At 71.8% G+C, this 9,665-nt stretch carries 9 protein-coding genes; 6 read left to right on the plus strand and 3 right to left on the minus strand.

Going from position 1 to position 9,665, the window contains the following annotated elements:
• Positions 1-149 precede the first annotated feature (149 nt).
• Entirely contained in the window at positions 150-974 is an 825-nt protein-coding gene (locus ACFXBC_RS00105; RefSeq protein ID WP_385016523.1) for a lysozyme, read from the minus strand.
• A gap of 233 nt (positions 975-1,207) precedes the next feature.
• Here ACFXBC_RS00105 and ACFXBC_RS00110 point away from each other — a divergent pair, with 233 nt between their 5' ends.
• Positions 1,208-1,690 carry a MarR family winged helix-turn-helix transcriptional regulator gene (locus ACFXBC_RS00110; RefSeq protein WP_385016526.1) on the plus strand — a complete coding sequence of 161 codons (483 nt, stop codon included), beginning with the start codon at positions 1,208-1,210 and terminating at the stop codon, positions 1,688-1,690.
• A 70-nt stretch (positions 1,691-1,760) separates the two neighbouring features.
• Here ACFXBC_RS00110 and ACFXBC_RS00115 read toward each other — a convergent pair whose 3' ends face one another.
• Entirely contained in the window at positions 1,761-2,543 is a 783-nt protein-coding gene (locus ACFXBC_RS00115; protein ID WP_385016529.1) for a hypothetical protein, read from the minus strand.
• Positions 2,544-2,919: 376 nt separating this feature from the next.
• Here ACFXBC_RS00115 and ACFXBC_RS00120 point away from each other — a divergent pair, with 376 nt between their 5' ends.
• The 5 genes from ACFXBC_RS00120 to ACFXBC_RS00140 are packed head-to-tail and all read left to right on the plus strand — an operon-like array spanning position 2,920 to position 8,239.
• Positions 2,920-5,514 (plus strand): nitrate- and nitrite sensing domain-containing protein, encoded by a 2,595-nt coding sequence (locus ACFXBC_RS00120; protein WP_385016532.1) that lies wholly within the window; start codon positions 2,920-2,922, stop codon positions 5,512-5,514.
• On the plus strand, positions 5,511-5,996 hold the full coding sequence (locus ACFXBC_RS00125) for a roadblock/LC7 domain-containing protein (RefSeq protein WP_385016535.1): 486 nt from the start codon (positions 5,511-5,513) through the stop codon (positions 5,994-5,996). The genes ACFXBC_RS00120 and ACFXBC_RS00125 overlap by 4 nt, the downstream gene beginning before the upstream one ends.
• Positions 5,993-6,382, plus strand: coding sequence for a DUF742 domain-containing protein (locus ACFXBC_RS00130; RefSeq protein ID WP_385016538.1), 390 nt, complete (start codon positions 5,993-5,995; stop codon positions 6,380-6,382). Before ACFXBC_RS00125 ends, ACFXBC_RS00130 begins: the two co-directional genes overlap by 4 nt.
• A complete protein-coding gene (locus ACFXBC_RS00135) occupies positions 6,363-6,989 on the plus strand; it encodes an ATP/GTP-binding protein (protein ID WP_385016540.1) in 627 nt (208 codons plus the stop codon). Before ACFXBC_RS00130 ends, ACFXBC_RS00135 begins: the two co-directional genes overlap by 20 nt.
• A 14-nt stretch (positions 6,990-7,003) precedes the next feature.
• On the plus strand, positions 7,004-8,239 hold the full coding sequence (locus ACFXBC_RS00140; protein ID WP_385016543.1) for a styrene monooxygenase/indole monooxygenase family protein: 1,236 nt from the start codon (positions 7,004-7,006) through the stop codon (positions 8,237-8,239).
• Here the strand turns inward: ACFXBC_RS00140 and ACFXBC_RS00145 are convergent.
• The gene (locus tag ACFXBC_RS00145; protein ID WP_385016546.1) at positions 8,226-9,536 is read right to left on the minus strand and encodes an NlpC/P60 family protein; all 1,311 of its coding nucleotides are present in this window, start codon (positions 9,534-9,536) and stop codon (positions 8,226-8,228) included. The two genes, ACFXBC_RS00140 and ACFXBC_RS00145, sit on opposite strands and share 14 nt — an antisense overlap.
• Between the last annotated feature and the right edge of the window lie 129 nt (positions 9,537-9,665).

Genomic DNA, 9,665 nt, shown 5'->3' on the forward strand with positions numbered 1-9,665 from the left:
GCCCCGCCCGGGCCCCCCCGGGGGGGGGGGGCCCCCCGCCGGGGCCCCCCCGGGCCGGGGGGTCCCCCGGCCCCCCGGGGCCCCCCCCGCCCGGGGGGGGGCCCCCCCGCGTGGGTCGTGTCCCGGGCGGCGGCCCGGGGTGCGCCGCGTCAGCCGTTGGCGAGTGCCTGGACCCGGTCCAGCGCGCCGTTGAACTTGTCGTGGTCACCGACGGTCGGTCCGCTCGACGTGTACTGCCACATCGTCTGGAAGGCCCAGCCGGCCGGCAGCGTGCCCGGCGCCGATGCGTAGCGGGCGATCCAGAGGGGGTTGGTGGCCCCGAAGCTGCTGTTGTTGCCCGTGCACTGCGTCCACCAGCTGGTCGCGGTGTAGATCACCGCGTCGCGGCCGGTGAGCGACTTGTAGGTGTTGGCGAAGTCGTGGATCCAGGCGACCATCGATGCCGCGCTCAGCCCGTAGCAGGCGTCGCCGTACGGATTCCACTCGATGTCGAGCACACCGGGCAGGGTCTTGCCGTCCCGGGACCAGCCGCCGCCGTGGCTGACGAAGTAGTTCGCCTGGTTGGCGCCGCTGGAGTCGTTCGGGGTCGCGAAGTGGTACGCGCCGCGGATCATCCCGACGTTGTAGGAGCCGTTGTACTGCTGGGTGAAGGAGGGGTTCGTGTAGTAATTGCCCTCGGTCGCCTTGGTGTAGGCCCAGCGCACTCCGCTGCCCCACAGGGTCGACCAGTTGACGTTGCCCTGGTAACCGGAGACGTCGACGCCTTCGGTCTGGGCCGCGCGGATGTCACGGGGGGTGCCGCCCTGGCCGTCGTGTGCGATGACGCCCATCCCCATGGTGGCCGTGCCGCGCGCGGGGAAGTCCGCGGCCGAGGCCGAACCGGGCAGGGCCAGCAGGGAGGTGAGGAGGGCGACAAGGATCCCGACTGCGGCGATACGTCCGCGTCGGGCCGTTCCGGATCTGAGCACGGGCATGAGCGTGCCTCCGAAAGGCTTGGTGGGGGGAGCAGGGGGAATTCTCCGGCATGTCCTGATGTGAGACATATGAACATGTCAGCGAGGACGACGCTACGCACGTAGACCCGTACGGCGGAAGGGGGCCTGGGTGCTGCCGTTGGTCTACTCCTGCGAAATACTGGCCCATCTGCGGCGATGGCAGACGCTGAAAGAAACTTTCAGTATCGGGAAAGCTCCTGAGGGGTGCTGACGTGCACGACAGCGGTACCGGAAGTGAACTCCCCGTCCCGCCAGAGAGTGGTGTGGACCATGAATTCCTCGCGCTGGAGCGGGAGTTGACCGTCTTCCTGCGCCGGGCGCGGGCCTCGTCCGGCGAGATGTCCCGCGCCGTCCACCCCGATCTGGAGGCCGCGGCCTACGGGCTGCTCGTCTGCCTCGACGAGTGGGGCGGGCAGCGCGCCACCGACCTGGCCGGCTACATCGGTGTCGGCCGGGCGACCATGAGCCGTCAACTGCGCTCCCTGGAGAACCTCGGGCTGGTCACCCGGGAGCAGGACCCCGGCGACGGCCGGGCCTTCCTGGTGCAGCTCACCGTCGAGGGGCGGGAGCGGATGCGGCGGGTGCGGGACGCGCGCCGGACCGAGTACGTACGCAAGCTGGAGGGCTGGGACCGGGCCGAGGTCGCCGAACTGGCCCGGCTGCTCCACCACTTGAACGCACGCGCCGAGGAGTGAGCCGGGAACCGGGGGCCGTGGCCGGCCGCGTACCTGCCATGCCGGACCGCGTACCTGCCCGGCCGGACGGTTACAGCTCCAGCAGCACGGCCGACGCGTCGTCGTGCGTCTTGCTGCCCCGCAGGAACGCGCGTGCCGTGTCCGCGTCCTCCAGTGCCCGCACCCGCCCGATCAGCGCCTCCGGACCCTCCTTGCGCAGCAACGCCAGGCACTCCGCCCAGTCGCCCTCCCGGAAGACCTCCACCCACCGGCTCGCACCGTCGCTGAGCGCCGCCAGCGCCCGCACCCCGGCCAGCGGTGTGCGCCCCGTCACCGCGCGCTCCGCCACCGCCGGATCGGCCGCCGCGGTGAAGAAGCCGCCCTCCTGGTTCCGTGCGGCGTCGGCCGTCGCCTCGGTCGCCAGCACCTCGCGCGGCAGCCGGTCGAGCCGGTCGTCGAGCACCGCCCGTACCGTCCCCGGCGCCTCCTCGATCAGCAGCACCGAGTCGGACAGCACCAGGTGTTCCAGGGTCTCCGCCGACCAACGCGCCATGACGACGGTTGCCTGAGGGGTGCGTACGTGAGAAAGGTCACAGGTTGAGCCATGCCTTCCGGCGGTAAGGCGAATGGCCTCCGCAAGTACCTCACGCAGGCTCATATCCCGCCGCGAACCGGACAGTTCGACCAGGGACCCGCCGAGCCGGGCCGTGAACCACGGCACGCCGTGCACACATCCGTCCGGCCCGGCCGGCGGTGTCACACCGTCGAGCAGGACGAGCAGACCGCCCTCTCCCGAGGCAGGCAGGACCGCACCCGTCCAGTCCTCATTGGGGCGTTCGGGGTTGCCGGGTGTGGAGGCGAGTTCGATCCGCATGGCGTTCAGTCTGCCTGAGGCCTTCACGGCGGGCGCACAGTCACGGGCGAATGGTACGGACCGCCGTACGGGCGGTGGGACTTGGTAGGGAATGTACGACTCCGTGACGGCGCCGGGCCGCTGCGGGCGGGCATCCTGCCAAAGCCGGTCCGGAAGTTCCAACCGGCGCCCCGTGCGCGCCCCGCGTGCGCGGGTCGCAGAGTTGTTCGCCAACTTGCAGTTGATGTTCACTCGTTCAGGTGGCTGACCTGGTGATGCGCACTCCCCTCCCAAAACCACTGGAATGGTCAGAAGCCGTACCAGAGGTGGGAGCGCATCCTTGTGATCGGTCATCATCTCGGCGTCATGCGTGGACGAGTCAAGATTGTGAGCACCGGTGCAGAACAAGCGGCTTCGGGGCAACGGAGGCGTGGCGCCCGAGCGCACCACCCGGGTACGCAGGCGCCTGGTCGGCGGTGTGGCCGTCGTCGGTCTCGCCGTCCTCGCGGCAAGCGCCCCGTCGGTGTACGGCGCGTCGGCCGAACTGACCGACGCTCAGCGGCTGGTCACCCTCTCCGACCTGGACCAGCAGACCCTCTCCCTGGCACATGACCTCGCCGACGAGCGGGACGACGTCACGGTCTACATCGCGGGCGGGCGCGCAAAGAAGGACAAGCTGGCGGCCGACCGGGCCACCCGGGTCGACAGCGACATCGAGGAGATCGGCCCGGCCGCCCCGGCCGCCCTCCGTCACGACCTCGCCACCCTGCCCTCCGTCCGCAGGACCGCCCTCACCGGCAAGAGCACCGCGCTCGAAGCCAACAAGGCGTATTCCGACCTGATCGACAAGGTCCAGGAGACCGCGGCCCAGCTCGCCGACCGGACTCCGCCCGACGCGGCGGCGGCCACCCGCGCCACGGTCGACCTCGGCCGTGCGGTCGGGCAGGCGTCCCGGACCCGTGGCCTGCTGCTCGGCGCCCTCGCCGTCCCGCGCCCCGCCGCGACCACCGTGTACGACGCGACGACCGGCACCTACGTCCAGCGGCAGGGGGTCGCCGTCGGCGCCGACGGGCGTACCCGGGACGGACTGAGCGCCGCGGCCCAGCAGGCCAGGGTCCGCGAACTCGCCGCACTCGCCGACTTCGACCAGGAGGCGTCCCCGGCCGACCAGGAGTCGCTCGCCTCCACCGTCTCCGGATCCGAGGTCAGCAGCGCCGAGGGCTACCTTTCGCGCCTCGCCGACCAGCCCACGCTCTCCGCCGCCGCCCAGCAGACCGACCCGGCCAAGGTCGGCGCGGCGCTCGGCGCGCGCACCGACCAGATGCGCGGTGTCGAGGCCTCGCTCGCCACCGCACAGGGCAAACGGCTCGCCGCGCTCCGCGACGACGCCGTGACCGCCCTCGAACTGCGGATCGCCCTCGCCGGGGTGCTGCTGCTCCTCACCATCGGGATCGGCGCCGCGGTCGCCCGTACGCTCACCCGTCCGCTCGCCGTGCTCCGGATCGGCGCCGCGCGCCTGGCCGGTGCCCCCGAGTCGGAGGAGCCGATCGCCTTCACCGGCCGCAACGACGAGTTCGCCCAGGTCGTCCGGTCCATCAACGCCCTGCACACCAGGGTGCTGACCGCCGGGGCCCGCGCCGAGCGCCTCGCGGGCGACCAGCGCGACCTGCGAGGCGGCCGTGACCGCTTCGACGCCGAACGCGCCATGCTGGAGGCGGACACCGCCGACGCCAACGCCCGGGCCGACCGGCTGCACCACACCATCCAGTCGACCTTCGTCAACCTCTCGCTCCGCTCCCTCGGCCTGGTCGAGCGTCAGCTCACCGTCATCGAGGGCCTGGAGGAGCGCGAACAGGACCCCGAGGCGCTGGCCACGCTCTTCAGGCTCGACCACATGGCGACTGTGCTGCGCCGCCACAGCGAGAACCTGCTGGTCCTCGCGGGTACCGAACACGGCCATGGACAGAGCGCGGCCCCCGTCCCGCTGGTGGACGTGCTGCGCGCATCGGTCAGCGAGATCGAGCGGTACGAACGGGTCGCGATCCAGTCCCTGCCGCCCCGCTCCCATGTCGCGGGCTTCGCCGCGGACGACATCAGCCACCTCGTCGCCGAACTCCTGGAGAACGCCACCGCGTTCTCCCCGCCGGAGGCCCGGGTCCAGCTCTCCGGCTGGCTCCTGGAGAACGGCGAGGTGATGCTCTCCGTACAGGACGAGGGCATCGGCATGTCGCCCGGACGGCGCACCGAGCTGAACGCGCTGCTCGCCGACCCCGACGCGTCCCGTCCGGGCGCACCGGGCGACGAGCAGTCCGGGCTCGGCCTCCATGTGGCCTCGCTGCTGGCCAAGCGGCACGGCGTACGGGTCGAGCTGCGCGAGCAGAAGCAGGGCGGGGTGGCCGCAGTCGTCGTACTGCCCAGCGCGCTGCTGCCGGACGAACCCCCGGCCGCACCCTCGCACCTGGTCCCCGGCGCCGGGGCGGCGCCCGCACTGAACCTGCCGGGCTCGATGGCCGAGGCGAACTCCAACACGATCCCGGCCAGGTCGCGTTACGAGATAGGGGCCGACTCCCACGAGCGCACCCCCGACGAGGTGGACGAGCCGACCTTCACCATGCGGCGGCCCGTCCCCGCGCCGGAGCCCACGTCCGTGACCGCGCCCACGCCGGAACCCGGGCAGGGGCAGCACCCCGGCCCGGCGGCCGACGCGGCCCCCGCCCCGGACCCCTCCGTAGCCACCCCGGAGCAGGAAGCCGGCACCACCACCGACAAGGGACTGCCCAAGCGCGTCCCCAAGATCACCAGGCCGGCCGGGACGGCCCCGAAACAGCGCACCGCCAGTGTGGACGCCGCTGCCCTGCGCAGCAGGCTCGGCGGCTTCCACCAGGGAGCCAAGGACGGCCGCAAGGACGTCGAAACGGAGATCTCGGAGCAGAGATCGGATGTTGTACGGACCGATGACGCGGGGGACAGTGTCGAGGAGGCACGCAGTTGACTGCGCCCAGCACATTCGGACTCAGCAGTGAAGCCAGGAACCTGCACTGGCTGTTGAAGAATCTCGTGGAGGAGGTCCCCGGACTCCGTTCGATCGCCGTCGTCTCGTCGGACGGGCTGATGCTGCTCTCGTCGGACTCCGAGGTCCCGGCACCCGCTCCCGCCGAACCCGTCCGGAAGAGCGGCCCCAAGGGCTCCGCGGCCGACCTGGCCACCATCGTCTCCGGCATCGGCAGCCTCACCATCGGCGCCGCGAAGCTGATGGACGGCGGAGGTGTCAAGCAGACGGTGGTCGCGATGGAGGAGGGCAGTGTCTTCGTCATGTCGATCAGCGACGGCTCGCTGCTGGGTGTCCACGCCACACCGGACTGCGACATGAGCGTCGTCGCGTACCACATGGCGCTCTTCGTCGGCCGCGCCGGTCATGTCCTCACCCCCGAACTCCGCAGCGAGCTGCGCAAATCGATGGAGAGCGCCCAGTGACCCCGGCCCTCCCGGTCCGCAACCCGGACCGCCGCCCCGCGCGCGTGCGCCCGTACTCGCTCACCGGCGGCCGCACCAAGTTCGGCCACATCCTCTTCGTGGAGACCTTCGTGGCCGCGATCGAGGCACCGCCCGAGCGCCCGGAGCTGGCCAACGGCCCGGCGCGTCTCATGCCGGAGATGGCCGCCATCGTCGAGATCTGCCGCCGGATGCGCACCGTCGCGGAGATCTCGGCGCTGCTCAAAATGCCGCTGGGGGTCGTCCGGGTCCTGCTCAGCGACCTCGCGGACCAGGGAAGAATCCGTGTGTACGGTACCGGGCACGGCGAAGGCCAGCCCGACCGCGCCTTGCTCGAAAGGGTGCTGAGTGGACTCCGCCGTCTCTGAGACGCTGATCCCCGCCGAAGCCGAAGAGGCCGTCCAGGCCTGGCAGAACGACCGCACCCGGGCCCCCATATCCACCAAGATCGTGGTGGCGGGCGGCTTCGGGGTGGGCAAGACGACCTTCGTCACCTCCGTATCGGAGATCACCCCGCTCCAGACCGAAGCCCTGATGACCGAGGCGAGCGAGGAGACCGACGACCTCAGCGCCACCCCGGACAAGCTGACCACCACGGTGGCGATGGACTTCGGCCGGCTGACGCTCGACAACGACCTCGTGCTGTACGTGTTCGGCACCCCGGGGCAGCAGCGCTTCTGGTTCATGTGGGACGACCTGGTGCGCGGCGCGATCGGCGCGATAGTGCTCGCCGACACCCGCAGGCTCGCCGACTGCTTCCCCGCGCTCGACTACTTCGAGAGCTGCGGACTGCCGTACATCGTCTCGGTCAACCACTTCGAGGGCACACCGGACTTCGAGGCGCAGGACGTGCGGGAGGCGCTGACGATTCCCCCGCACGTGCCCGTACTGATCATGGACGCGCGCAACAGGTTGACGGTGGTCGAGTCGCTGCTGACCCTGGTGGGCCACGCACTCGACACCACCCCCGAATAGGAGAACCACCCGCCATGCGGAAGATACTCATCGTCGGAGCCGGGCAGTCCGGGCTCCAGCTGGCTCTCGGCCTCCAGTCCCAGGGCTACGAGGTCACGCTCATGTCCAACCGCACATCCGATGAGATCCGTTCCGGCCGGGTCATGTCCACGCAGTGCATGTTCCACACGGCGCTCCAGCACGAGCGCGACCTCCAGCTCAACTTCTGGGAGTCGCAGGCCCCGAAGATCGAGGGCCTGGGCGTCTCGGTCGCGGCCCCGGACTCGTCCCGCGCCATCGACTGGGTCGGCAGGCTCGACGGTTACGCCCAGTCCGTCGACCAGCGCGTCAAGATGGCCGGCTGGATGGAGACCTTCGCGCAGCGCGGCGGCCAGCTGGTCATCCACGGTGCGGCCGTATCGGACCTGGACTTCTTCGCCCGGACGTACGACCTGGTGATGATCTCGGCGGGCAAGGGCGAGCTGGTCTCGATGTTCGGCCGGGACGCGGCGCGCTCGCCGTTCACGGTGCCGCAGCGCTCGCTGGCCGTCTCGTACGTACACGGCATGGGCCCACGCCCGGAGCACCCCGACTTCGACGCGGTGCGCTGCAATCTGGTCCCGGGCGTCGGTGAACTCTTCGTGATGCCCACGCTCACCCACAGCGGCCGCGCGGACATCCTCTTCCTTGAGGGCATACCCGGCGGCCCGCTGGACGCCTTCCAGGGCGTCAAGGACCCCTCCGAGCATCTGGCGCTCACCCTCGGCCTGATGGAGAAGTTCATCCCCTGGGAGTACGCACGGGCCACCGACGTCGAACTGACCGACGCGGGCGGCACGCTCTCCGGCCGTTACGCCCCCACGGTCCGCAACCCGGTGGGACGGCTGCCCGGCGGCGGCCTGGTCCTCGGCGTCGCCGACGTGGTCGTGGCCAACGACCCGATCACCGGACAGGGCTCCAACTCGGCGTCCAAATGCGCCGCCAGCTACCTCGGCTCCATCGTCGAGCGGGGCGACCAGCCCTTCGACGAGACCTGGATGCAGCAGACCTTCGACCGCTACTGGGACACCGCCCAGCACGTCACCAAGTGGACCAACGCGATGCTGGGTGTCCCGCCGGAGCACGTACTGAACCTCATCGGGGCCGCGGGGCAGCTCCAGCCGGTTGCCGACCGCTTCGCCAACGGCTTCGACGACCCGGCCGACTTCGAGAACTTCTTCTTCGAGCCGGAGAAGACGGAGGCCTATCTGGCTTCGGTCACCGCCGGCTGACGGAGCCTCCCGGACGCCCCGTGCCGACGACCGGTCGGGCGTCCGGGCGGACCGCGCCGATGACCGGGTTGGACGCCATGGGCGAGACCCTGACCTTGGCGCCGGGGCGGGGGGCCTGGACGACCTTGCCGCCGCCGATGTACAGCGCGACATGGGTGGCCCCCGGGAAGTAGACGATCAGGTCGCCCGGGCGCAGCGACCGCAGGGAGACCTTCCGCAGCCGGCGCCACTGCTCCTGGCTGGTCCGGGGAATCGTGCGCCCGGCGTGCGCCCAGGCTCGCCAGGTCAGCCCCGAGCAGTCGAAGGACCGGGGGCCCTCGGCGCCCCAGAGGTACGGCTTGCCGACCTGGGCGAGCCCGAACGCCACGGCCTTGGCACCGCGCGCGGAAGCCGACGCCTGCGGTCCGCTCAGCGCACCCGAGCTGTCCAGCGCGTCCTGGGCCGCGGTGGTGTCGGCGTCGTCCTGGGCCCTGACGTCGGACGCCTCGCCGGGGGAGAGCCCGGCGAGCAGCGCCTCCGCCTCACGCAGCCGGGCCTGGGCCGTCCGGTACTGCTTCTTCTGCTTGGCGACGAGCGCCTGCTTCTTCTGCAGCGCGGCGCGTGACGCGGTGTCGAGCTTCCCGGCGTGCTGCTCGGCCTTCCTGAGCCGTTCCGCCCTGGCCAGTACGTCGGCCGACGCCCGCTTGATCTGGTGCCCGGCGTCCAGTGCCTGCTGGGGGTCGCCGCTGAGCATCAGGACCAGATAGGGGGACAGCTCCGACTGCTGCTGGTACTGCTCACGGGCCAGCCGCCCGGCGGCGTCCCGGCTCCGGGCCAGCTCCATCCGCGCCTTCACCAGACCGGCGCCGACACTCTTCGCCTTGGTCTCCTGCCGCTTGAGCGCCTCGGTGGTGGCGCGGTAGGTCTGCCCGGCCTGCTCGGACTGCCGGTAGAGGGTCCGCAGCCGGGCGAGCGTGGCCTCGGCCGGGGTACGGGGGGTGGCGGGCGCGGCACCGGGGCCGGGCAGACCGGGGCCGGGCCGGGCGGAGGCGCTCGGTGTGGTGCCGGCCGGTGCGGGGCGGGCCGGTGCGGGTTTCGCGGGTGCGTGTTTCGCCGGACCGGAGTGGGCCGCTCCCGGGGACGCGGTGGGGCCGGGACGGGCGTGGGCGGTGCTGCCTGCGTGGGCGGGCGAGGCTGCCGGGCCCGGTTCCGGTACGGGCCTGCCGGGGGCGGCCGGAACGGCCAGCGCGGGGGTCGCCCCGACGACCACCGTGGCCAGCGCCGTAGAACAGACGAACCGCAGCAATCTGCCTGACACCACATCACCTCTGCTTCCGGGGCGGGCCGTGGGGCCCCCCCCGCGGCTGGGGCGGGGCGGGGGGGGGGGCCGGCCGGGGGGGGGGGGGGGGGGCAGACCCGCGCCCCGGCAGGGCGGGCCCCCGTTGTG

Source organism: Streptomyces sp. NPDC059398 (assembly GCF_042751845.1).
GTDB lineage: Bacteria > Actinomycetota > Actinomycetes > Streptomycetales > Streptomycetaceae > Streptomyces.